General features: G+C 59.1%; 26 protein-coding genes. 25 read left to right on the forward strand and 1 reads right to left on the reverse strand.

Translation table 11 applies throughout. The annotated features are described in order from the left end of the window. Nucleotides 1-117: 117 nt before the first annotated feature. The 3 genes from rluC to sppA are packed head-to-tail and all read left to right on the forward strand — an operon-like array spanning nt 118 to nt 2,743. On the forward strand, nt 118-1,080 hold the full coding sequence (gene rluC, locus BMS17_RS19715; RefSeq protein ID WP_077431517.1) for a 23S rRNA pseudouridine(955/2504/2580) synthase RluC: 963 nt from the start codon (nt 118-120) through the stop codon (nt 1,078-1,080). Further along, nucleotides 1,067-1,729: an HAD-IA family hydrolase gene (locus BMS17_RS19720; RefSeq protein ID WP_077431519.1), complete on the forward strand. Its 663-nt coding sequence runs from the start codon at nt 1,067-1,069 to the stop codon at nt 1,727-1,729. Before rluC ends, BMS17_RS19720 begins: the two co-directional genes overlap by 14 nt. Nucleotides 1,730-1,753: 24 nt before the next feature. Further along, on the forward strand, nt 1,754-2,743 hold the full coding sequence (gene sppA, locus BMS17_RS19725; RefSeq protein WP_046031680.1) for a signal peptide peptidase SppA: 990 nt from the start codon (nt 1,754-1,756) through the stop codon (nt 2,741-2,743). Between the two features lie 204 nt (nt 2,744-2,947). On the opposite strand, the gene BMS17_RS19730 is transcribed toward sppA, so the two are convergent. After that, nucleotides 2,948-3,526, reverse strand: coding sequence for a nucleoside triphosphate pyrophosphatase (locus BMS17_RS19730; RefSeq protein WP_077431521.1), 579 nt, complete (start codon nt 3,524-3,526; stop codon nt 2,948-2,950). Between the two features lie 106 nt (nt 3,527-3,632). Between BMS17_RS19730 and BMS17_RS19735 the strand changes: the two genes are divergently transcribed. The 22 genes from BMS17_RS19735 (at nt 3,633) to araG (ending at nt 22,823) form a co-directional block, all read left to right on the forward strand. Continuing rightward, the gene (locus BMS17_RS19735; protein WP_004371317.1) at nt 3,633-4,160 is read left to right on the forward strand and encodes a YceD family protein; all 528 of its coding nucleotides are present in this window, start codon (nt 3,633-3,635) and stop codon (nt 4,158-4,160) included. 13 nt (nt 4,161-4,173) lie between these two features. Next, a complete protein-coding gene (gene rpmF, locus BMS17_RS19740; protein WP_003179396.1) occupies nt 4,174-4,356 on the forward strand; it encodes a 50S ribosomal protein L32 in 183 nt (60 codons plus the stop codon). A gap of 3 nt (nt 4,357-4,359) precedes the next feature. After that, the gene (gene plsX / locus BMS17_RS19745; RefSeq protein ID WP_077431523.1) at nt 4,360-5,370 is read left to right on the forward strand and encodes a phosphate acyltransferase PlsX; all 1,011 of its coding nucleotides are present in this window, start codon (nt 4,360-4,362) and stop codon (nt 5,368-5,370) included. A gap of 126 nt (nt 5,371-5,496) precedes the next feature. After that, nucleotides 5,497-6,435 (forward strand): ACP S-malonyltransferase, encoded by a 939-nt coding sequence (gene fabD / locus BMS17_RS19750; RefSeq protein ID WP_077431525.1) that lies wholly within the window; start codon nt 5,497-5,499, stop codon nt 6,433-6,435. Between the two features lie 16 nt (nt 6,436-6,451). Further along, nucleotides 6,452-7,195 (forward strand): 3-oxoacyl-ACP reductase FabG, encoded by a 744-nt coding sequence (gene fabG / locus BMS17_RS19755; protein ID WP_046031684.1) that lies wholly within the window; start codon nt 6,452-6,454, stop codon nt 7,193-7,195. Between the two features lie 191 nt (nt 7,196-7,386). Continuing rightward, nucleotides 7,387-7,623, forward strand: coding sequence for an acyl carrier protein (gene acpP, locus BMS17_RS19760; RefSeq protein ID WP_003442511.1), 237 nt, complete (start codon nt 7,387-7,389; stop codon nt 7,621-7,623). A gap of 109 nt (nt 7,624-7,732) precedes the next feature. Beyond that, nucleotides 7,733-8,977: a beta-ketoacyl-ACP synthase II gene (gene fabF / locus BMS17_RS19765; protein WP_046031685.1), complete on the forward strand. Its 1,245-nt coding sequence runs from the start codon at nt 7,733-7,735 to the stop codon at nt 8,975-8,977. Continuing rightward, entirely contained in the window at nt 8,977-9,792 is an 816-nt protein-coding gene (pabC, locus tag BMS17_RS19770) for an aminodeoxychorismate lyase (RefSeq protein WP_077431527.1), read from the forward strand. The genes fabF and pabC overlap by 1 nt, the downstream gene beginning before the upstream one ends. 3 nt (nt 9,793-9,795) lie before the next feature. Further along, the gene (gene mltG, locus BMS17_RS19775) at nt 9,796-11,031 is read left to right on the forward strand and encodes an endolytic transglycosylase MltG (RefSeq protein ID WP_077431529.1); all 1,236 of its coding nucleotides are present in this window, start codon (nt 9,796-9,798) and stop codon (nt 11,029-11,031) included. 19 nt (nt 11,032-11,050) lie between these two features. Then, the gene (tmk, locus tag BMS17_RS19780) at nt 11,051-11,683 is read left to right on the forward strand and encodes a dTMP kinase (RefSeq protein ID WP_046031688.1); all 633 of its coding nucleotides are present in this window, start codon (nt 11,051-11,053) and stop codon (nt 11,681-11,683) included. After that, nucleotides 11,676-12,662, forward strand: coding sequence for a DNA polymerase III subunit delta' (locus BMS17_RS19785; protein WP_077431531.1), 987 nt, complete (start codon nt 11,676-11,678; stop codon nt 12,660-12,662). Before tmk ends, BMS17_RS19785 begins: the two co-directional genes overlap by 8 nt. 42 nt (nt 12,663-12,704) lie before the next feature. Beyond that, the gene (locus BMS17_RS19790; RefSeq protein ID WP_077431533.1) at nt 12,705-13,061 is read left to right on the forward strand and encodes a PilZ domain-containing protein; all 357 of its coding nucleotides are present in this window, start codon (nt 12,705-12,707) and stop codon (nt 13,059-13,061) included. Nucleotides 13,062-13,075: 14 nt separating this feature from the next. After that, nucleotides 13,076-13,861 (forward strand): TatD family hydrolase, encoded by a 786-nt coding sequence (locus tag BMS17_RS19795; RefSeq protein WP_077431535.1) that lies wholly within the window; start codon nt 13,076-13,078, stop codon nt 13,859-13,861. A 342-nt stretch (nt 13,862-14,203) separates the two neighbouring features. Then, nucleotides 14,204-14,842, forward strand: a complete 639-nt coding sequence (locus tag BMS17_RS19800; RefSeq protein WP_008152317.1) for a TetR/AcrR family transcriptional regulator — start codon at nt 14,204-14,206, stop codon at nt 14,840-14,842. Nucleotides 14,843-14,979: 137 nt separating this feature from the next. After that, complete coding sequence (locus BMS17_RS19805; protein WP_077431537.1) at nt 14,980-15,948, forward strand: GTP 3',8-cyclase MoaA; 969 nt, start codon at nt 14,980-14,982, stop codon at nt 15,946-15,948. A 228-nt stretch (nt 15,949-16,176) separates the two neighbouring features. After that, entirely contained in the window at nt 16,177-16,782 is a 606-nt protein-coding gene (locus BMS17_RS19810) for a DUF4823 domain-containing protein (RefSeq protein ID WP_077431539.1), read from the forward strand. Between the two features lie 15 nt (nt 16,783-16,797). Further along, nucleotides 16,798-17,358 carry a DUF1285 domain-containing protein gene (locus BMS17_RS19815; protein ID WP_046031694.1) on the forward strand — a complete coding sequence of 187 codons (561 nt, stop codon included), beginning with the start codon at nt 16,798-16,800 and terminating at the stop codon, nt 17,356-17,358. 89 nt (nt 17,359-17,447) lie between these two features. Continuing rightward, on the forward strand, nt 17,448-18,164 hold the full coding sequence (locus BMS17_RS19820; protein WP_046031695.1) for a FadR/GntR family transcriptional regulator: 717 nt from the start codon (nt 17,448-17,450) through the stop codon (nt 18,162-18,164). 30 nt (nt 18,165-18,194) lie between these two features. Further along, the gene (locus tag BMS17_RS19825) at nt 18,195-19,070 is read left to right on the forward strand and encodes an SMP-30/gluconolactonase/LRE family protein (RefSeq protein ID WP_046031696.1); all 876 of its coding nucleotides are present in this window, start codon (nt 18,195-18,197) and stop codon (nt 19,068-19,070) included. A 195-nt stretch (nt 19,071-19,265) separates the two neighbouring features. After that, nucleotides 19,266-20,084 (forward strand): SDR family oxidoreductase, encoded by an 819-nt coding sequence (locus BMS17_RS19830; RefSeq protein ID WP_077431541.1) that lies wholly within the window; start codon nt 19,266-19,268, stop codon nt 20,082-20,084. Between the two features lie 123 nt (nt 20,085-20,207). Further along, nucleotides 20,208-21,212 (forward strand): substrate-binding domain-containing protein, encoded by a 1,005-nt coding sequence (locus BMS17_RS19835; protein ID WP_046031698.1) that lies wholly within the window; start codon nt 20,208-20,210, stop codon nt 21,210-21,212. A 66-nt stretch (nt 21,213-21,278) separates the two neighbouring features. Next, nucleotides 21,279-22,823, forward strand: coding sequence for an L-arabinose ABC transporter ATP-binding protein AraG (araG, locus tag BMS17_RS19840; protein ID WP_077431543.1), 1,545 nt, complete (start codon nt 21,279-21,281; stop codon nt 22,821-22,823).

Raw genomic sequence — 22,823 nt, forward strand, 5'->3', positions numbered from 1 at the left:
GTCAGGGCCGGTTTTTGACCGTTGGTCCGCTGTCCAGGCCGCTTTTGGCGGCGTTCGCGACTATAGCAGCAATGATTAAGTGCTTCAATTCCATAAAAAATTGTTATCATCCGCGCCATGACGACTACAACCCCTCCGACCCCAGCGGTACAGCTGCTGGAGGTCTCGCCGGAATATGCCGGCCAACGTATTGACAACTTCCTTCTCGCTCGGCTCAAAGGCGTGCCCAAGACCTTGATTTACCGCATTTTGCGTAAAGGCGAAGTGCGTGTAAACAAGGGGCGGATCAAGCCCGAATACAAGCTGCAGGCGGGCGATATCGTGCGCGTGCCGCCGGTTCGCGTGCCTGAGCGCGACGAGCCGGTGCCGCTGGCCCAAGGCCTGCTGCAGCGCCTCGAAGCCTCGATTGTCTTCGAAGACAAGGCGCTGATCGTGATCAACAAGCCTTGCGGCATTGCGGTTCATGGCGGCAGCGGCCTGACTTATGGGGTGATCGAAGCCTTTCGTCAGTTGCGTCCCGATTGCAAGGAGCTCGAACTGGTTCACCGTCTCGACCGTGACACCTCCGGCCTGCTGATGATCGCCAAGAAGCGCAGCATGCTGCGTCACTTGCACACCGCGTTGCGGGGTGACGGCGTCGACAAGCGCTACATGGCGCTGGTCCGCGGTAACTGGGCGGCCTCGATCAAGCAGGTTCGTGCTTCGCTGGGCAAGAGCAATCTGCGCTCCGGCGAGCGCATGGTCGAGGTCGACGAGGAGGAGGGGAAGGAGTCGGTGACCGTGTTCAAGGTCCTGCGCCGCTTCGGCGACTTTGCCACCCTGATCGAAGCCAAGCCGATCACCGGCCGCACTCACCAGATCCGCGTCCATACCCTGCACGCCGGGCATTGCATTGCCGGCGACACCAAGTACGGCGATGACGATTTCAGCAAAGAGATCCGTGATTTGGGCGGCAAGCGCCTGTTCTTGCACGCCTACATGCTGACTGTGCCGCTGCCCGATGGTGGCGAGCTGAAATTGCAGGCGCCGGTGGATGAGATGTGGGCCAAGACCGTGGAGCGATTGAGTGAGCCCCTCTGATTACAAACTGCTGATTTTCGATTGGGACGGCACGCTGGCCGATTCCATTGGTCGGATTGTCGAGGCGATGCATGTCGCGTCCGAACGCTCCGGGTATCCGTTGCGTGACGACTTTGCCGTCAAGGGCATTATCGGTCTCGGTTTACCGGAAGCGATTCGCACCCTGTATCCGGAGATTGGCGACGCCGAACTGGTAGCGTTTCGTCAGCACTATGCCGATCACTACATCGCTTCGGAGGCGGTGCCTTCGCCGTTGTTCGAGGGGGTCGTCGAGTCGATGGAGGCGTTCCGTGCCGAGGGGTATCATTTGGCTGTGGCGACCGGCAAGGCGCGTCGCGGGCTGGATCGGGTGCTGAAGTCTCACGGGTGGGAAGACTATTTCGACATTACCCGTGCCGCCGACGAAACCGCGAGCAAGCCTCATCCGCTGATGCTTGAGCAGATTCTCGCCCACTGCGAGGTTCGCCCTGAGCAAGCGTTGATGGTCGGCGATTCGTCCTTCGACTTGCAGATGGCGCGCAACGCCGGCATGGATTCGGTTGCAGTCAGCTATGGCGCGCAATCGATCGAGGCGCTGAAAGTGTTCGAGCCGGCGCTGGCCATTGATCGTTTTTCAGAATTGCATGCCTGGCTGAATCAGCGGGCTTAACAGGTTTTTGCTGGGGTAGATGTCATGACCGACGAATGGAAGGCGCCTGACAAGTCGAGTGCGCAGAGCGGTGACGAGAAAAGCTGGAAGCTGCTGGAAAAGACTCTGCTGGCGGGTGTGCAGGAACAACGCAGGTCTCGCCGCTGGGGGATATTCTTCAAGCTGCTGACCTTCGTGTACCTGTTTGTCGCGCTGATCCTGTTTACGCCGCTGATGGACATGGAAAAGAGCGCGACCCGCAGCACCAACTACACGGCATTGATCGATGTGACGGGCATGATCGCCGACAAGGAGCCGGCCAGTGCTGACAACATCGTCGGCAGCCTGCGTGCTGCCTTTGAGGACGAGAAAGTCAAAGGCATCGTGCTGCGCATCAACAGCCCGGGCGGCAGTCCGGTGCAGTCGGGTTATGTGTATGACGAAATCGTCCGCCTGCGTGGCCTGCATCCTGATACCAAGGTGTATGCGGTGATTTCGGATCTGGGGGCTTCGGGTGCTTACTACATCGCCAGTGCGGCGGATCAGATCTACGCCGACAAGGCGAGCCTGGTGGGTTCCATTGGTGTGACGGCGGCCGGCTATGGTTTTGTCGGTACCATGGAGAAGCTGGGTGTCGAGCGTCGTACCTACACCTCGGGTGAGCACAAGTCGTTCCTCGATCCGTTCCAGCCGCAGAAGCCTGAAGAAACTCAGTTCTGGCAGGGTGTGCTGGACACCACGCACCAGCAATTCATCAACAGCGTGAAGAAGGGTCGTGGCGATCGCCTGAAGGACAAAGAGCATCCGGAGCTGTTCTCCGGGTTGGTCTGGAACGGTGAGCAGGCGCTGCCGCTCGGTTTGATCGATGGTCTGGGCAATGCCAGTTCGGTGGCCCGTGACGTGATTGGCGAGAAGGAGCTGGTGGACTTCACCGTTCAGGAATCGCCGTTCGATCGCTTCTCGAAAAAGCTCGGTGCCAGCGTCGCAGAGCAATTGGCGATGTGGATGGGGTTTCACGGTCCATCAATGCGCTGATCTCCTTTGGCATTAAAAACCGGCCCAGGTGGCCGGTTTTTTAATACCTGTGCGGTCTCTGTAGCAGCTGGCGAAGCCTGCGTTCGAGTGCGTAGCGCTCGCAAATCCGGATTTCGCGGTTTGCCTGACAGGTCGCGGCATATGGTTTGGCGAGCGCTGCGCACTCGAACGCAGGCTTCGCCAGCTGCTACACGATTGTGGTGGTCAGGGGATTTGCACGCCTTCGGCCAGCAACATATCGATCAGGCGGATCAGTGGCAGGCCGATCAGGCTGGTAGCGTCAGGGCCTTCTGTGCTTTGAAACAGGCTCACCCCCAAGCCTTCCGCCTTGAAGCTGCCAGCGCAGTCGTAGGGCTGCTCGGCGCGCAGGTAGCGTTCGATGCGCGCCTGATCCAGCGTGCGCATGTGCACGGTGAACGGCACGCAATCAACCTGGCATTCGCCTGTCTGGCTGTTGATCAGCGCCAGGCCGGTCAGGAAGGTCACGCTGGCACCGCTGGCGGCCAGCAATTGCTCGCGGGCCTTTTCGAAGGTGTGGGGTTTGCCGATAATCCGCTCGCCGAGTACCGCGACCTGGTCGGAGCCGATGATTAGGTGAGCGGTATGGCTGTCCATCAGTGCCAGGGCTTTTTCTTTGGCGAGGCGCTTGACCAGTTCAATGGCGGGCTCGCCCGGACGATGGTTTTCGTCGATATCCGGCGAGCTGCAGGTGAATGGCAGCTGCAGGCGGGCCAGTAATTCCCGGCGATACACCGAGCTTGAAGCGAGTAGTAAAGGCAGCATGCGCAACTCCAAAAGTCAGGTCCGGATTCTAGCGGAGGCTTGCAAGTGACGGACAGGGCTGAATTTCCTTTGACATGGCCGGGGGCATCCCTATAATGCTGCGCCTATGTTGAATGACCCGATTCCACCTCACGTTGACCCGCGCAAATTGGCTGACCGTGGCACCACCCTTCAAGGTGAACTGCTGCTGGCCGATTTGGAGAGACTCTGCGACCCGCTTTCCGATACTGTCGGTACGGTGCAGGCTAAATTCGTTTTTGAACGAGATGAACGTAAATCTGTGGTCATCCACAGCTTTATCGACACCGAAGTCAAAATGGTTTGCCAGCGTTGTCTTGAGCTGGTCACCCTGCCGATCCATAGCGAATGCAGTTATGCTGTGGTGAAGGAGGGTGCGAATACCCAGTCGTTGCCGAAAGGTTATGACGTGCTGGAACTGGGCGAAGATCCTTTGGATCTGCAGTCACTGATCGAGGAGGAGCTTCTGCTCGCCTTGCCCATTGTGCCTGCTCATCATCCGGAAGAATGCCAGCAGCCGGCGGGTCTCGATGAGCCCGAACCGAGCGAGGACGAGGTAACGCGGTCCAACCCGTTCAGTGTATTGGCGCAGTTAAAGCGTGACCCAAACGTTTAGGAGTTAATCAATTATGGCTGTTCAGCAGAACAAAAAATCCCGCTCTGCCCGTGACATGCGCCGTTCGCACGACGCTCTCGAGGCTAGCACCCTGTCTGTAGAAAAAACCACCGGTGAAGTTCACCTGCGTCACCACGTATCGCCAGAAGGCGTATACCGTGGTCGTAAAGTGATCGACAAGGGCGCTGACGAGTAATCCTTGTCTGCTCAAGTCATCGCGATTGACGCAATGGGCGGGGACTTCGGTCCCCGCAGCATTGTTCAGGCCAGCCTTGCTTGCCTGTCTGCAACACCCTCGCTGCACCTGACCCTCGTCGGTCAACCCTCTCTTCTTGAAGAATTGCTCTCTGGCCAGTCGGCTGTGGATCGCTCGCGCCTGTCGATTGTGCCTGCGTCTGAAGTCATCACCATGGACGAGAAGCCTGCGCAGGCCCTGCGCGGCAAGCCCGACTCGTCGATGCGCGTGGCGCTCGAGTTATTGCGCGATGGCAAGGTTCAGGCCTGTGTCAGCGCTGGCAATACCGGTGCGCTGATGGCGTTGTCGCGGTTTGTGCTCAAAACCTTGCCGGGTATTGATCGTCCGGCAATGGTGGCGGCGATTCCGACTCAGAAGGGTTATTGCCAGTTACTCGATCTGGGTGCCAATGTCGATTGCAGCGCCGAGCACTTGCTGCAGTTCGCGGTCATGGGGTCGGTGGCGGCCGAAACGCTCGGTATTGTCCGGCCGCGTGTGGCGCTGCTGAACATCGGCACCGAAGACATCAAGGGTAATCAGCAGGTCAAGCTGGCCGCCACTTTGTTGCAGGCGGCCCGTGGCATCAATTACATCGGTTTTGTCGAAGGTGACGGCTTGTACCGTGGCGAGGCCGATGTGGTGGTGTGTGACGGTTTTGTCGGCAATATCCTGCTTAAATCCAGCGAAGGTCTGGCGACCATGATTGCCGGGCGCATTGAAGCGCTGTTCAGGCAAAACCTCGCCTCGAAATTGGTCGGCGCCCTGGCGCTGCCGTTGATGAAGCGCCTGCAAGCCGATCTGGCGCCCGCCCGGCACAACGGTGCAAGCTTTCTCGGGTTGCAAGGAATTGTCGTGAAAAGTCACGGATCGGCCGGAGTTCAGGGGTTCCAGAGCGCCATTTCCCGAGCACTGATCGAGATTCAGGAAAACCTGCCGGAGCGTATTCACGGTCGGCTGGAGGATTTGTTGCTTTAGGTGTTTTCGTCGGACAATGCTTAAATGTGACCGCTCAGTTCATTTGGCCATCCAACTGTCAGTTTCTTGCGTCCCCCATAGCGGGACGTCAATTCTCCGACGACAAGATCATTAGGGGCTTGTTACATGTCTGCTTCCCTCGCATTCGTCTTTCCAGGACAGGGTTCGCAGTCCCTCGGCATGCTGGCCGAGTTGGGCGCGCAACATCCGGTTGTCCTCGAAACATTCAAAGAAGCTTCCGATGCCCTGGGTTACGACCTGTGGGCGCTGACCCAGCAAGGGCCGGAAGAGCAACTCAATCAAACCGATAAAACCCAACCGGCCATTCTGACCGCCTCGATCGCCTTGTGGCGTCTGTGGCTGGCTGAAGGTGGCGCGCGTCCGGCTTATGTTGCCGGTCACAGCCTGGGCGAATACAGCGCCCTGGTCGCTGCGGGCAGCTTGAGTCTGGGCGACGCGGTGAAGCTGGTTGAAACCCGGGGCAAGCTGATGCAAGAAGCCGTTCCGGCCGGGCAGGGCGGCATGGCCGCTATCCTCGGTCTGGACGACGCTGACGTGCTGGCAGCCTGTGCCGAAGCGGCGCAAGGCGAAGTGGTCAGTGCGGTGAATTTCAACTCCCCGGGCCAAGTGGTTATCGCCGGTGCCAAGGCCGCGGTCGAGCGTGCCATTGAAGGCTGCAAGGCTCGTGGTGCCAAGCGCGCCATGCCGTTGCCGGTCAGTGTGCCGTCCCACTGCGAACTGATGCGCCCGGCCGCCGAGCGTTTCGCTGCGTCGATCGCCGCGATCGACTGGCAGGTGCCGCAGATTCCTGTGGTCCAGAACGTCAGTGCCGATGTGCCGGCCGATCTGGAAACCCTCAAGCGCGATCTGCTTGAGCAGCTCTACAAGCCTGTACGCTGGGTCGAATCGGTCCAGGCGCTGGCAGCCAAGGGCGCGACCAATCTGGTCGAATGCGGACCTGGCAAAGTGCTGGCCGGCCTGAACAAACGCTGCGCCGAAGGCGTATCGACATCCAACCTCAATACCCCAGACGCTTTCGCTGCCGCCCGTGCAGCGCAGGCCTGAATCAGGAGAAACTTGCATGAGTCTGCAAGGTAAAGTTGCACTGGTCACCGGTGCGAGCCGCGGTATCGGCCAGGCTATCGCCCTGGAACTGGGTCGTCAGGGTGCCATCGTTATCGGCACTGCGACCTCTGCCTCGGGTGCCGAGCGTATTGCCGCCAACCTGAAGGAAAACGGCGTTCAAGGCACCGGTCTGGAACTCAATGTCACCAGCGACGAATCCGTTGCCGCGGTGCTGGCAGAGATCACGGCACAGTTCGGTGCGCCGGCGATCCTGGTCAACAATGCCGGTATCACCCGCGATAACCTGATGATGCGCATGAAAGACGACGAGTGGCATGATGTCGTCGATACCAACCTGAACAGTCTGTTCCGCCTGTCCAAGGGCGTTTTGCGCGGTATGACCAAAGCCCGTTGGGGACGAATTATCAGTATTGGCTCGGTAGTGGGTGCCATGGGCAACGCTGGCCAAGTAAACTACGCAGCCGCCAAGGCCGGTCTGGAAGGTTTCAGTCGTGCACTGGCACGTGAAGTCGGTTCGCGGTCGATTACGGTAAACTCGGTGGCCCCAGGGTTCATCGATACCGACATGACCCGCGAACTGCCCGAGGCACAGCGTGAAGCCTTGCAGACGCAAATTCCGCTGGGCCGTCTGGGGCAAGCACAAGAGATCGCGTCTGTGGTCGCTTTTCTTGCATCCGACGGTGCGGCTTACGTTACTGGGGCTACAATCCCGGTGAACGGCGGGATGTACATGAGTTAAATGTGACGGATCGCTTCAAAAAAATGTCATACGAGCTGTCTAAAATCCGTTATAAAGCTGCAATCTATTTATAGGCAGAGGGCTGACGGGTTTGAGGAGTGAAGCTTTCAGTTGAAAAGCTGAAAAGTCTTTCTATACACTTACCCACTGGCCAGCTGCCTGAATTTGTCCATTAGGAGTGAAAACAAGGTATGAGCACCATCGAAGAGCGCGTCAAGAAAATCGTTGCTGAGCAACTGGGCGTTAAAGAAGAAGAAGTGGTCAACACTGCTTCCTTCGTTGAAGACCTGGGTGCCGACTCCCTTGACACCGTTGAGCTGGTGATGGCTCTGGAAGAGGAATTCGAGACCGAAATCCCTGACGAAGAAGCTGAGAAGATCACTACTGTACAAGCCGCAATCGATTACGTTACTAACCACCAGGCTTAATAGCTTGTAATCGTTGCTTGCTGTCATGGAAAAACCGCACTGCCATCACGGCGTGCGGTTTTTTCTTTAGGCCTGATGCAAAGTCGTCATTTGAAAAAAGGAGAGTGCTGTGTCGCGTAGACGCGTCGTAGTCACCGGTATGGGTATGTTGTCGCCACTGGGCACGGATGTGCCGAGCAGTTGGCAGGGCATTCTGGCTGGCCGCAGTGGCATTGGTCTGATCGAACACACCGACCTTTCTGCCTATTCCACCCGTTTTGGCGGCTCGGTAAAGGGCTTCAATGTCGAGGAATACCTGTCGGTCAAGGAAGCTCGCAAGCTCGACCTGTTTATTCAATACGGTCTGGCCGCAGGTTTTCAGGCTGTGCGTAACGCAGGTCTTGAAGTCACCGATGCCAATCGCGAGCGCATCGGCGTGGCCATGGGTTCGGGTATTGGCGGTCTGACCAACATCGAAGAAACCAGCCGCACTCTGCATGACTCTGGCCCACGACGGATTTCTCCGTTTTTCGTGCCTGGCTCGATCATCAATATGATTTCCGGTTTTCTGTCCATCCACTTGGGTGTACAGGGGCCTAACTACGCCATCGCCACAGCGTGTACCACCGGTACGCACTGCATCGGCATGGCTGCTCGCAACATCATGTATGACGAAGCTGACGTGATGATTGCCGGCGGCGCCGAAATGGCGGCATGCGGTTTGGGCATGGGCGGCTTTGGTGCTTCCCGTGCGCTGTCGACCCGCAACGACGAGCCGACCCGTGCCAGCCGTCCTTGGGACAAAGGCCGTGATGGCTTCGTGTTGTCCGACGGTGCCGGTGCTCTGGTGCTCGAAGAGCTGGAACACGCCAAGGCGCGTGGCGCGACCATCTATGCCGAGTTGATCGGCTTTGGCACCAGTGGCGATGCTTACCACATGACCTCGCCACCGGCGGACGGTGCGGGTGCCGCACGTTGTATCACCAATGCCCTGCGCGATGCCAAGGTCAATGCCGATCAGGTTCAGTACATCAATGCCCACGGTACCTCGACGTCGGCCGGTGACCTGGCTGAAGCCTGTGCAATCAAGTCGGTGTTTGGCGATCACGCCTACAAGCTGGCAGTCAGTTCGACCAAATCCATGACCGGTCACCTGTTGGGTGCGGCGGGTGCAGTCGAAGCGATCTTCAGCGTGCTGGCGATCAACAGCCAGGTAGCGCCGCCCACCATCAACCTCGATGAGCCGGACGAAGGCTGTGACCTCGATTTCGTGCCGCACACTGCGCGCAACATGGACATCGATGTGGTGCTGTCGAACTCCTTCGGGTTTGGCGGGACCAATGGCTCTTTGGTGTTCCGTCGGTTCGCTGACTGATGGAGAGCTGGGTCGACGGTCAGCCGGCTGACGCTCTGTCGCTGAAGGATCGCGGCCTGGCTTACGGCGATGGTCTGTTTGAGACCATTGCCGTGCATGGTGGGCAACCGCTGTTGCTGGACCGGCATCTGGCGCGTTTGGCGCAAGGTTGCACGCGGCTGGCTATCACCGCCAATCACGAACTGATCCGCAACGAACTGTTGGCCTACGCCGCCACATTGGGTGAGGGCGTGCTCAAGCTCATCCTCACGCGCGGCGACAGCCTGCGTGGTTACGCCCCCGATCCTTCGGCCCAGGCCCGACGTATTCTGCAAGGCAATCCTCCTGCTGCTTATCCGGCTGTTCATGCAGAGCAGGGCGTTCGCCTGTTCCCCTGCACCACACGACTGTCCAGGCAACCGCTGCTCGCCGGGCTCAAACACCTGAACCGTCTTGAGCAAGTGATTGCCCGTGCCGAATGGCAAGACACCGAACATGCCGAAGGCTTGATGCTCGATCAGGCCGGGCGTGTCATTGAAGGTGTGTTCAGCAATCTGTTCCTGGTGCGCGATGGCGTGTTGATCACGGCCGATTTGAAACGCTGTGGCGTGGCTGGTGTGATGCGTGCGGAATTATTGTCTCAAGCCGAGTCGTCGGGAATTCCCACACAAATTACTGACATCACGCTCGAACAGCTGCAATGGGCCGATGAAGTCTTTGTCTGCAACAGCGTGTATGGCGTTTGGCCGGTGCGCGCCTATGCTGCGCTGAGCTGGCCGGTTGGGCCGCTCACCCGTAAACTCCAAACCATTGCCCGCGCGCTACTGGATGCTTGATACGTGAGACGTAAATTCTTGCTGCTGCTGGAAACCGGATTGGTACTGGCGGGGCTGTGTCTGGGCGCTTCTGCCTGGAAAATTCATTCGGCGCTGGAACAACCGCTAAACATCACCCAGGAAGAATTGCTGGAAGTGCTCAAAGGCACGACACCCACCCGCACCTTCTATCGACTTGAAGCCGACGGCGTCATCAAGGACGCGTTCTGGCTGCGTGTTTACTGGCGCTTCAATCTCCCCAAACAGCCATTGCACAGCGGCGAATACCGCATGACGCCGGGCATGACGGTCGAGGGGTTGATCGACCTGTGGAAGCGTGGGGAAATGGTTCAGTACAGCCTGACCCTGGTCGAGGGCTGGAATTTCCGTCAGGTCCGCGCAGCCCTGGCCAAAGACGAAAAACTTGAACAGACCCTGGACGGGTTGAGCGACACCCAGGTGATGGAGAAGCTCGGTCACCGCGGGATTTTCCCGGAAGGTCGATTCTTTCCAGATACCTATCGGTTTGTGCGTGGCATGACCGACGTCGATCTGCTGAAAAAAGCCTATGACCGCCTCGACGAAGTTCTTGCCAAAGAGTGGGATCAACGCGCTGCCGACGTGCCATACACCGAACCCTATCAAGCGCTGATCATGGCTTCGCTGGTGGAAAAGGAAACCGGCGTGCCGCAGGAGCGCGGGCAGATTGCCGGTGTTTTCGTTCGCCGCATGGCGATCGGCATGTTGCTGCAGACCGACCCGACGGTGATCTACGGCCTGGGTGATCGCTACAGCGGCAAATTGACCCGCGCCCATCTCAGGGAAGCGACCCCGTACAACACTTATGTGATCTCCGGGTTGCCGCCGACGCCGATTGCCATGGTTGGCCGCGAAGCGATCCATGCCGCGTTGAACCCGGTGGCAGGCAACAGCCTGTACTTCGTCGCGCGCGGCGATGGCAGCCATGTGTTCTCCGATGACCTGGACGCCCATAACAACGCGGTGCGCGAGTTCCAGCTCAAGCGTCGTGCCGATTACCGCTCCAGCCCGGCGCCGATCCGTGCGCCTGAGGCGGCGAGTGCCGAAACGTCGGATACCGAGGCGCCGATTCCGGCGGCTTCGCCTGATCCCGATCCCGAGGCAATGCCCCCGGTAGCACCGCAAGAAACTGCACCTGCACCGACGCCTGCACCTGAATCCGAGCCGGCTCCCGCACCTGAGCCCTCGCCGGATGCAGTCGCGCCGCAAAGCCCGCAATAATTCTGACTAAGGACTGCCTGTGACTGGCTTGTTTATTACCCTGGAAGGCCCGGAAGGCGCCGGCAAAAGCACCAATCGCGAATACCTGGCCGAGCGTCTTCGCGCTGCCGGTATCGAGGTGGTGCTGACCCGCGAACCGGGCGGCACGCCGTTGGCCGAGCGAATTCGCGAAGTGCTGCTGGCGCCGGTTGATGAAGTCATGAACCCCGACACCGAATTGCTGCTGGTGTTCGCCGCGCGCGCCCAACACCTGGCCGAGGTGATTCGCCCGGCGCTGGCGCGTGGTGCGGTGGTGTTGTGCGATCGCTTTACGGATTCAACCTACGCCTACCAAGGTGGCGGTCGCGGTTTGTCGATGGAGCGCATCGCAACCCTGGAAACGTTCGTCCAGGGCGATCTGCGCCCGGACCTGACGCTGATCTTCGACTTGCCGGTAGAAGTCGGTCTGGCCCGCGCCAGCGCTCGCGGTCGACTGGATCGATTCGAACTCGAAGGCCGAACCTTTTTTGATGCGGTGCGCAGTGCGTTCCTCAAGCGCGCGAAAGCGGATCCTGCGCGGTATGTCCTGGTTGATGCCGCCCAGCCACTGGCACAGGTTCAACAGTCCCTGGACGCCTTGTTGCCGCGCCTGCTGGAGTTGACCCGTGGCTGAGGCCTATCCGTGGCAGGACGGTCTCTGGCAGCAGTTGGCCGGTCGTAAGCAACACGCTCACGCCTATCTGCTGCATGGCCCGGCCGGGATCGGCAAGCGCGCGCTGGCCGAACGCTTGATGGCCAGCCTGCTGTGTCAGCGGCCCACCGCGCAGGACGCTTGCGGCGAATGCAAGTCCTGCCTGCTGCTGAAGGCTGGCAGCCATCCCGACAATTACATCCTGGAACCGGAGGAGGCCGACAAGGCGATCAAGGTCGATCAGGTGCGTGAACTGGTCAGCTTTGTGGTGCAGACCTCGCAGATGGGCGGGCGCAAAGTCGTGTTGATCGAGCCGGTCGAATCGATGAACGTCAACGCCGCCAACGCCTTGCTCAAAAGCCTTGAAGAGCCGTCGGGCGATACCGTTTTGCTGTTGGTCAGTCACCAGACCAGTCGCCTGCTGCCGACCATCAAGAGCCGCTGCGTGCAGCAAGCCTGCCCCTTGCCGAGCGAAGCGATGAGCTTGACCTGGCTGGCGCAAGCCTTGCCGGATTGCTCGCAAGAGGAGCGTATCGAACTGCTGACCCTGGCTGCGGGTTCGCCACTGGCGGCGGTTACCTTGCAAGCGCAAGGCGTGCGCGAGCAGCGGGCGCTGGTGGTCGATGGGGTGAAGAAGTTGCTTAAGCAGCAACAGTCGCCGACGCAATTGGCCGAAGGCTGGAATGCGATCCCGTTATTGCTGTTGTTCGACTGGTTTTGTGACTGGTCGAGCCTGATTCTGCGTTATCAATTAACCCAGGATGAAGAAGGCCTGGGTCTGGCGGACATGCGCAAGGTGGTTCAGTACCTGGCGCAGAAAACCAGTCAGGACAAAGTCCTCGGTATTCAGGACTGGATCCTCGCCCAGCGCCAGAAGGTGATGAGCAAGGCCAACCTGAACCGGGTGTTGTTGCTGGAAGCGCTCCTGGTGCAATGGGCATCCCTGCCTACCCAGAAGTGATCGTCCGGGCCTAGACTCTGTTCATCAGCAGTGGAGGTCAGCATGAATGAACTCGTCAACCCTGGGCCGCGTAACGGCATTTTGTCCCTGACCATCAAGGACAAGTCGGTGCTTTACGCGGCCTATATGCCATTCATCAAGAACGGTGGCCTGTTTATCCCGACCAACAAAAGCTACAGGTTGGGCGATGAGGTCTTCATGCTGCTGAACTTGATGGACGAAGCCGAGAAGATTCCCGTCGCTGGCAAAGTGACCTGGGTCACCCCCAAAGGCGCTCAGGGCAACCGGGCCGCCGGGGTCGGCGTGCAGTTCAACGACGGCGACAACACTGCGCGCAGTCGAATCGAAAACCACCTGGCCGGAGCCTTCAAGTCCGACCGTCCCACTCATACGATGTAAGTTGCAGCCCTTTTATGCTCGTAGATTCCCATTGTCACCTTGATCGTCTCGACCTCGCCGCCCACGACGGCTCTCTGGATGCTGCGCTCGATGCAGCCCGTCAGCGCGGGGTAGGGCATTTTCTGTGCATCGGCGTCAGCGTCGACAACGCCGCCGAGGTCAAAGCCCTGGCCGAACGTTATGACGACGTCGATTGCTCGGTCGGCGTGCATCCGCTGGATGTGCAACCGGGCGCAGCGCCGGCGCTGGATTGGTTGTTGCGCGAACTCAATCACCCGCGCGTCGTCGCGATCGGTGAAACCGGTCTGGATTATCACTACGAACCGGAAGCGGCCGAGTTACAGCAGGAGTCGTTTCGCCTGCACCTGCAAGCGGCCCAACAGACTGGCAAGCCGGTCATCATCCACACCCGGGGCGCTCGCGCCGATACCTTGAACCTGTTACGTGAAGCGGCGTTGCCTCAGGCTGGCGTGTTGCATTGCTTTACCGAGGATTGGGACATGGCCAAGGCGGCTCTGGATATGGGCTATTACATTTCCCTGTCCGGTATTGTCACTTTCCGCAATGCCGATGCGCTGCGCGATGTGGCCAGCAAGGTGCCTGCCGACCGGTTGCTGGTGGAAACCGATTCGCCGTACCTCGCGCCGATCCCGTATCGCGGCAAGCCGAACCTGCCGCAGTACGTGCGTGAAGTCGCGGAGTTTCTGGCAATGTTGCGAGGCGAGCCTTACGAGCGATTTGCCGAGCAGACCACGGCGAACTTCAAGCGGCTGTTCCCGCTGGCGCATGTGAAAGGTTAAATCGCAGGCAAAAAAAACCCGGGTTCTGGGGGGTGAATCCGGGTTAAGACCATTAGGAGTAAAACAATGGCACGCGGTCCGTTGGTACCAATATCGGCGCAACACTTGGGGGAGATGTCCCGCCGACATTTCAAGTATTGATCACTATTGCGCCTCGTCCAGTTTCCCGGCCAAGGTTTTTAAACAATTTTGGAATACGCCCGCTTCGGAAGCGTTCTCATCCACTGGCGACTCTGCGGGAAATCATCAAGAAACACAGATATGGTCGGATGATCCGTGCATTTTTGCGTAAGTTAGGCATAATACGCGGCTTCGAATTTTGACCCCAACAGACCTTTTCTTATGCATAAAGAACCTCGTAAGGTCCGTGAGTTTCGTCGCCGCGAGCAAGAAATTCTCGATACCGCGCTCAAGCTGTTCCTCGATCAAGGTGAAGACAGTGTCACCGTCGAGATGATTGCTGATGCCGTCGGTATCGGCAAAGGCACGATCTACAAGCACTTCAAGTCCAAGGCCGAGATTTATCTGCGCCTGATGCTCGATTACGAGCGTGATTTGAACGAGCTGTTGCATTCGGCCGATGTCGACAAGGACAAAGAAGCGCTGTCCCGGGCTTACTTCGAATTCCGCATGCGCGACCCGCAACGCTATCGGTTGTTCGACCGGCTGGAAGAGAAGGTGGTCAAGGGCAATCAAGTGCCGGAGATGGTCGAGGAACTGCACAAGATCCGCGCCTCTAACTTCGAGCGCCTGACCCTGCTGATCAAAGGCCGGATCAGCGAAGGCAAGCTCGAAGACGTGCCGCCTTACTTTCACTACTGCGCTTCCTGGGCGTTGGTGCATGGCGCCGTGGCGCTGTATCACTCGCCGTTCTGGAGCAATGTGCTGGAAGATCAGGAAGGTTTCTTCCAGTTCCTGATGGACATCGGCGTGCGTATGGGCAACAAGCGCAAGCGCGATACCGACACCCCGAGCAGTTGAACCATTCAGCCGCCTGATTGCGCCATGATTTAGCTATATGGCGCAGTACCGCAGGAATATACTCAGGCATGGGACTTGCTAAAACTTGATTTGTGAGTCAAGTTTTAAGCGTTCTATTACTTTCGCCGGAGTGATCCATGATCGTTGACCGTCAAGGCAGGCGTTTTCGCAATTTGCGGATCAGTCTGACCTCCGCCTGCAACTACGCTTGTACCTACTGCGTGCCTAACGGCAAGCGGCTGGTGGCTGCGCAGGATGAGTTGTCGGCCGAGGCCATGGCACGCGGCGTAGCTTATCTGATCGAAGCAGCGGGCATCGAACGCTTGCGCATCACCGGCGGCGAGCCGCTGGTCAGCCCCAAACTAGAAGCCTTCATGACGGCCGTCGGCAAGATGGGCCTGGAAGACATCAGCCTGACCACCAATGGTCAGCTCCTGGCGAAAAAGCTGCCGTTGCTGGTGGATGCCGGCATTCGTCGTATCAACGTTTCCCTCGACACCCTGGACGCTGGCGCCTTTCGCAGCATCGCCCGTGGGGGCGATCTGGCGACCGTGCTCGATGGCATGGATCAAGCCAAGGCCGCTGGCCTGAAGATCAAGGTCAATATGGTGCCGCTGCGTGGCCAGAATCTTGATCAGGTGATGCCGCTGCTCGATTACTGCCTGGAGCGCGGCTATGAATTGCGTTTCATCGAGCTGATGCGCATGGGCCATCTGGCGACCGACTCCAATGCGTTCCTGCAGCAGTTCGTCAGCCTTCAGCAGTTGCTGAGCCTGATCGGCGAGCGTTATGAGTATCTGCAAGCCGATGCGCCGGTCGATGCCACGGCGGTGCGTTACGAGATTTCCGGCCTGGGCCATTTCGGCGTCATCGCCAACGAGAGTGTGCCGTTCTGCCGCACCTGCTCACGCTTGCGTCTTTCGTCCACGGGCTGGCTGCATGGCTGCCTGTCGTCGAGCAATCGCCATTATGTCGGCGACTTGCTGGACAAACCGCGTCATCAAGCGCTGCCCGCCTTGCAGCGCCTGCTGGTGAAAGCCTTGGGCGACAAGCAGGAGGTGGCGTTCTCCGGTGGTGCAACCATCATGAAGATCATCGGCGGCTGAGCAGGCTCCCCTGTAGCAGCTGCCGAAGGCTGCGTCCGGCTGCGAAGCAGCCGTAAATCCTGTAATCAAAATATATCTGGAGCACCGTATCGCCTGATCTTGCGACCGCTGCGCAGTCGAACGCAGGCTTCGCCAGCTGCTACAGGGGCGTGCTTCTCCCGAGCTGGCGCGGAAGCTGCATCCCATGGCCATTCGCCGGTTTTCCGTCACCGGCCTCTGGAGGGTAGGATGCGTAGCCTGGTTTTGCTGCTGGCCGTTTTGGCGCTTGGTGGCTGCATGAAAGTCAGCGACATGGCTGAAGAGACTCACTACCAGATGAGTGACGTGGGACTGCTGGATCACAGCGACAGCCGTCGGGTGAACAATCTGCGCATTCAGCCGGACTCGTTCATTTACATCGCCCAAGGTCCTTTCGCGCCACCAGGTATCGTTTATCCGCGACCAAACGCGGTGGCTGAAGAAGCTTTCAACGGCTTTATCGAATACTTCCCGATGGTGCGCCGCGCCCAAACTCCCGAAGGCCTCGACCAGGCTATGGCGGACGCCCGTGCCGCCGGTGCGCATTACTTGCTTTACACCCGGTTCGCCAAGGCGGACGACCGTATTGGCAACACCGATGAGTGGATCGATCAGGAGTATGTGGACCGTCTCGGCATCGACAGCGGCGTGATTCAGATCATGTTGATCGAGACCAGCACCCAGTATTTGATTGATACTGCACGCATCAAGAGTCGTGGCGGTTTACTGACGTTCCACGACAACAAGCCAGAAGACCTGATTGGCCCACCGCTAGAGCAATATGCGCGCAGCCTGATCGGGATCAGTAACCAGTAATCCAGGGAGAACGCCATGAGTGGCCCGCAAAAAGCCAACGACTTGTTGGGGCAAATCCCCAAAACCAAAGGCTTGCCGCCGGTCCATCTGTGGAACCCCGATTTCTGTGGCGACATCGACATGCGCATCGCCCGCGATGGCACCTGGTATTACCTGGGCACGCCAATCGGGCGCAAGCCGATGGTCAAACTGTTCTCCACCATCATTCGCCGCGATGGCGACGACTATTTCCTGATCACACCGGTCGAGAAGGTCGGGATCAAGGTCGATGATGCACCGTTTGTGGCAGTTGCCGTTGATGTGGAAGGCGAGGGCGAGGCTCAGATCCTGAACTTCACCACCAACGTCGACGAAACTGCGCAGGCGGGTGCCGAACATCCGATCCGCGTGGTGATCGACCCGGTCACGCAAGAGCCTGCGCCTTACGTTCATGTGCGTACTAACCTCGAAGCCTTGATTCACCGCAATGTGTTCTACCAATTGGTGGAGCTGGCAGTGAGCCGTGAGATCGACGGGCAGCGCTGGTTGGGTGTGTGGAGTGGCGGGGAGTTCTTTCCCATCGGCCTGGAGCCTTGACGCTCCCAGTGTTCATCCAAAAATCAAATTGACACCTAATCGTATGATGATTAGCGTGGGGCTCCATCGCGCCCGGTTCTGAGGTATCCATGTCCAGCAGTTTTCATGCGTCGACCGTCGATTGGCTCGGTTGCTGGATTGCCGCAGGCCAGGTGAAGCCCGGCGAAACCCTCAAGGTAGAAGCCGATCTGGGCGAGCAATTAGGTGTCAGCCGCACGGTCATCCGCGAAGCTATCAAAACCCTGGTCGCCAAAGGCCTGCTCGAAGTCGGGCCGAAGGTCGGCACGCGAGTGTTGCCGGTGCGTCGCTGGAATCTCTTCGATCCGCAAGTCGTCGGCTGGCTGTCACGCAGCGGTTTGCCGGAAAACTTCGTCGACGACTTGCTCGACCTGCGCCGCACCATCGAACCCATGGCCGTACGCTGGGCCTGCGAGCGGGCCACTGTCGAACAGGTGCAAGCCGTGCTGTTAGCCTATAACGCGCTGGCGCGGGCGGTGGACAGCGGCGTCGATTACAACCGCGCCGACCGGATATTCCACGAGTGCATCCTCGCCGCCAGCCACAATCAATTCATCGAGCAAATGGTCCCGGCCCTCGGCGCGCTGCTGGCGGTATCCTTCGAGGTTTCCGCCGCTGATCCGGATGAGCTGCGTCGTACGTTGCCGATTCACAAAGACATGGCCGATGCCATCGCCGCCCGCGATGCTGCGCGCGGGGTGTGGGCCTGCATGACCCTGATCGACAACGCGGAGCTGGCGATCAAGCGTTACTACCCGCAAGTCATGGCCGACAAAAAGGTCAGCTGATCACATAAAAGCAATAAGAATGGAGGTTTCATGGCGTTGAATGCGGTTACCCAGCACCGTGCACGGCTTGGCGAAGGCCCGTTCTGGGACGTGCGCACGCAAGCCTTGTACTGGGTCGACATCGCCGGCAAACAGGCGTTGCGGCTGATCGGTGCCAACGTACAGATCTGGGAAATGCCGGAACACATCTCCGCGTTCATCCCCTGCGAAAGCGGTGATGCGTTAGTCGCGTTGAGCAGTGGCGTCTATCGGCTGGACCTCGACTCCCCAGGCCTTGAGCCACGCCTGACCTTGTTCTGCGTCGCCGACCCGCAACCCGGCAATCGCCCCAACGAAGCCCGTTGCGATGCGCAGGGTCGGCTCTGGCTCGGCACCATGCAAAACAACATCGGTGAAAACGGCGAAGACTTGCCCGTCACGCGTCGCTCCGGCGGTCTGTTTCGCATCGACCGCGATGCCCGGGTCACGCCGCTGCTGCGGGGGTTGGGGATTCCCAACACGCTGTTGTGGAGCGAAGACGCCACGACGCTGTACTTCGCCGACAGCCTCGACGCCACGCTGTACCGGTATTTCATCCATGCCGACGGCAACCTGGACACCGCTTATGTCTGGTTCGGTCCCGACAAACGGGGCGTTCCCGACGGCTCGGCCATGGATGCCGAAGGCTATGTGTGGAACGCCCGCTGGGACGGCAATTGCCTGATCCGACTGACGCCGGACGGCCATATTGATCGAGTCATCGAACTGCCGGTCAGCCGGCCCACCAGTTGCGTGTTTGGCGGCGAAGACTTGAAAACCCTGTACATCACCAGCGCTGCGAGCCCGCTCAACCACCCGCTGGACGGCGCGATGTTGTCCATTCGAGTGGACGTGGCTGGAAAGCCTTGTACGCGCTTCGCTGGATAAATCCCAAAATATGGGATGCAAAATTATATATTGAGATTTTTTATCGGGCAGGTTTATAGTCGGCCATCAGTTACACGCACTCACACTTAAAAAAACAAAACAGGTGAAGTGATGCAGCGATTTTCCATACAGCCTTTTGACCGGACATCGACAGATGCCCGGTTTTTTTCGTGCCCGAAAAAGGAGTCTTGATTCATGGCTGAACCCCTTTCCTTGCCGCCGGTGCCTGAGCCGCCCAAAGGCGAGCGTCTTAAAAACAAAGTGGTCCTGCTGACCGGTGCCGCCCAGGGTATTGGCGAGGCCATCGTCGCGACGTTCGCATCGCAGCAGGCCAAGCTGATCATCAGCGACATCCAGGCCGAAAAAGTCGAGAAAGTCGCGGCGCATTGGCGTGAGCAGGGCGTCGATGTAGTGGCGATCAAGGCCGACGTGTCGAGCCAGCAAGACCTGCACGCCATGGCCAGGCTGGCGATCGACCTTCACGGGCGAATCGACGTGTTGGTCAACTGCGCCGGGGTCAACGTGTTCCGCGATCCACTGCAAATGACTGAAGAAGATTGGCGCCGCTGCTTCGGCATCGACCTCGACGGCGCCTGGTACGGTTGCAAGGCTGTGCTGCCGCAAATGATCGAGCAAGGCATCGGCAGCATCATCAACATTGCCTCGACCCATTCCACCCACATCATTCCGGGCTGCTTCCCGTACCCGGTGGCCAAGCACGGCTTGCTCGGCCTGACACGCGCACTCGGCATCGAATACGCGCCCAAGGGCATTCGCGTCAACGCCATCGCGCCGGGCTATATCGAAACCCAGCTGAACGTTGATTACTGGAACGGTTTCGCCGATCCACATGCCGAGCGTCAGCGCGCCTTTGATTTGCATCCACCACGCCGCATCGGTCAGCCGATTGAAGTGGCCATGACCGCTGTTTTCCTGGCCAGTGATGAAGCGCCGTTCATCAATGCGTCGTGCATCACCATCGATGGTGGTCGCTCGGTGATGTACCACGACTGAACAAAACGGCTTTCAGGCGCGGAATTACGCCTGAAAGCCAATCATCATACGATATGACTATTAGCTTCACCGTTTGCACCGGCTTTCAAATAACGCTCAAAAAAAATAACAAGGAGTCTGCTTATGAATCGTCGTCGTGGGATCCGTTCCCTGTGCTGTGCCGCTTTGGCGGTTACTGCGGTCAGCCTGAGCAGTACGTTGCTGGCGGCCGAGGAAGTGAAAATCGGTTTTCTGGTCAAGCAAGCGGAAGAGCCCTGGTTCCAGACGGAATGGGCGTTCGCTGAAAAAGCCGGCAAAGAGAAGGGCTTTACCCTGATCAAGATCGCCGTGCCGGACGGCGAGAAAACCCTCTCCGCCATCGACAGCCTGGCCGCCAACGGTGCCAAGGGCTTCGTGATTTGCCCGCCCGACGTGTCCCTCGGCCCTGCGATCATGGCCAAGGCCAAGCTCAACGGCTTGAAAGTGATCGCCGTCGATGACCGCTTTGTCGATGCTGGCGGCAAGTTCATGGAGGACGTTCCGTACCTCGGCATGGCCGCCTTTGAAGTCGGTCAGAAACAAGGCCACGCCATGGCCACCGAAGCGAAAAAACGCGGCTGGGACTGGAAAGACACCTATGCGGTGATCAACACCTACAACGAACTCGACACCGGCAAGAAACGCACCGACGGTTCGGTCAAGGCGCTGGAAGACGCCGGCATGCCCAAGGACCACATCCTGTTCTCGGCGCTGAAAACCCTCGACGTACCGGGCAGCATGGACGCCACCAACTCGGCACTGGTGAAACTGCCGGGTGCGGCGAAAAACCTGATCATCGGCGGCATGAACGACAACACCGTGCTCGGCGGCGTGCGCGCCACCGAAAGCGCCGGTTTTGCCGCGGCCAACGTCATCGGAATCGGCATCAACGGCACCGACGCCATCGGTGAACTAAAGAAACCTGACAGCGGTTTCTTCGGCTCGATGCTGCCCAGCCCCCACATCGAGGGCTACAACACCGCCAGCATGATGTACGAGTGGGTCACCACCGGCACCGAACCGGCAAAGTACACCGCCATGGACGACGTGACACTGATCACGCGCGACAACTTCAAGCAGGAACTGGAAAAGATCGGCCTCTGGAATTAACGGCTGGTTGAGTTCAACGGCGGCCCTGGCGACGGGGCTGCCTGACCTGTGTGAAGAGGTGGTTTTATGCACGCGCAACTACAGACACACGAACACAGCGTTGGCGGCAGCCTGCGTTTCAACGGGATCGGCAAGACCTTTCCCGGCGTGAAGGCGCTGGATGGCATCAGCTTCGTCGCGCATCCGGGGCAGGTTCACGCCTTGATGGGCGAAAACGGTGCCGGCAAATCCACGCTGCTGAAAATACTCGGCGGCGCCTACTCTCCAAGCAGTGGCGCCCTGCAGATCGGCGAGCAGACGATGGTCTTCAAGTCCACCGCCGACAGCATCGCCAGCCGCGTCGCGGTGATCCATCAGGAGCTGCACCTGGTGCCCGAAATGACCGTCGCGGAAAACCTGTTTCTGGGGCATCTGCCTGCCAGTTTCGGCTTGATCAATCGCGGCGCCTTGCGCCAACAAGCGCTGGCCTGTCTTAAGGGGCTGGCCGATGAAATTGATCCGCAAGAGAAGGTCGGGCGCCTGTCCCTTGGTCAGCGCCAATTGGTGGAGATCGCCAAGGCACTGTCCCGCGGCGCTCATGTGATCGCGTTCGACGAACCCACCAGCAGCCTGTCGGCGCGAGAAATCGACCGATTGATGGCGATCATCGGGCGCCTGCGCGATGAAGGCAAAGTGGTGCTCTACGTCTCCCATCGCATGGAAGAAGTGTTCCGCATCTGCAACGCCGTGACGGTGTTCAAGGATGGCCGTTACGTACGCACGTTCGAAGACATGCGCGAGCTGACTCACGATCAATTGGTCACGTGCATGGTCGGTCGCGATATTCAGGACATCTACGATTACCGACCCCGGAAACGGGGTGCAGTGGCGCTTAAAGTCGAGGGACTGCTGGGGTCAGGCTTGCGTGAACCGGTCAGTTTCGAGGCGCACAAAGGCGAGATCCTGGGGTTGTTCGGCCTGGTCGGCGCGGGGCGCACAGAGTTGTTCCGCTTGCTCAGCGGACTGGAGCGCAACACCGCCGGGCGCCTGGAATTACGGGGCCATGAATTGAAACTGCGTTCACCCCGCGATGCCATCGCCGCCGGTGTGCTGCTGTGCCCTGAGGACCGTAAGAAGGAGGGGATCCTGCCGCTCGCCAGTGTCGCCGAGAACATCAACATCAGCGCTCGCGGTGCGCACTCCACCTTCGGCTGCCTGTTGCGCGGCTTGTGGGAAAAGGGCAATGCCGACAAACAGATCAAGGCGCTGAAGGTGAAGACGCCGAGCGCCCAGCAAAAAATCATGTACCTGTCCGGCGGCAATCAGCAGAAGGCCATTCTGGGTCGCTGGCTATCGATGCCGATGAAAGTCCTGCTGCTGGATGAACCGACTCGCGGTATCGACATTGGTGCTAAAGCCGAAATTTACCAGATCATCCATAACCTGGCCGAAAGCGGCATCGCGGTGATTGTGGTGTCCAGCGACCTGATGGAAGTGATGGGCATTTCCGACCGTATTCTGGTGCTCTGCGAAGGCGCGATGCGCGGCGAGGTGTCTCGCGCCGAGGCCAACGAATCCAATCTGCTGCAACTGGCTTTGCCGCGCCAACGCGCTGACGGCGTGGCGAACTGA

The organism is Pseudomonas sp. C9, assembly GCF_002000165.1.
GTDB lineage: Bacteria > Pseudomonadota > Gammaproteobacteria > Pseudomonadales > Pseudomonadaceae > Aquipseudomonas.